At 69.6% G+C, this 421-nt stretch carries 1 protein-coding gene; it reads left to right on the top strand.

The features are described from left to right. Nucleotides 1-163 precede the first annotated feature (163 nt). Nucleotides 164-400: a hypothetical protein gene (locus tag EOA29_RS40335; protein ID WP_126093434.1), complete on the top strand. Its 237-nt coding sequence runs from the start codon at nt 164-166 to the stop codon at nt 398-400. Nucleotides 401-421 lie beyond the last annotated feature (21 nt).

The raw sequence follows: 421 nt of genomic DNA on the forward strand, positions 1-421 counted from the left end.
CCGCACGGACAGCTCCAGCCACCCCTACCCCGGAATGGCGGGCAACTCTGACCGGCTGCGCCGGCCGGCCCGTTGACCCACCCGTTCACGGGCCGGCCGGTCCTTTCCTCCGATCGACGATGCCTCGCGCGGCCGTGGCTGCGCGGGGCGCATGGAGAGCACCATGTGGGAAGCCCTGATGATGCTGAGGCTGATCGCATCCGTCGCGCCCGGCTTCCCGGTCGGACGGCATGCGCCGCCGCCTACCCGGCGGGCCGCCGCGATCAAAGACGCGATCCGATTGAGCTTCGGGCGTTATCGCCTCGCGCTGCCACCGGCAACCGCCGAAGAGCCGCTTCGACGCACTGCTCGACCCTTGCCGACCACAACCGTCGCAACCAATGGGCGCTTCCTTCGATAGCGCTCCGCTTTGCTCGTACTC

The organism is Mesorhizobium sp. M1E.F.Ca.ET.063.01.1.1 (genome assembly GCF_003998155.1).
Lineage (GTDB): Bacteria > Pseudomonadota > Alphaproteobacteria > Rhizobiales > Rhizobiaceae > Mesorhizobium.

Coding starts and splice junctions, on each gene's coding strand:
- EOA29_RS40335 (WP_126093434.1), top strand. CDS start 164: ATGTGGGAAGCCCTGATGATGCTGAGGCTGATCGCATCCGTCGCGCCC.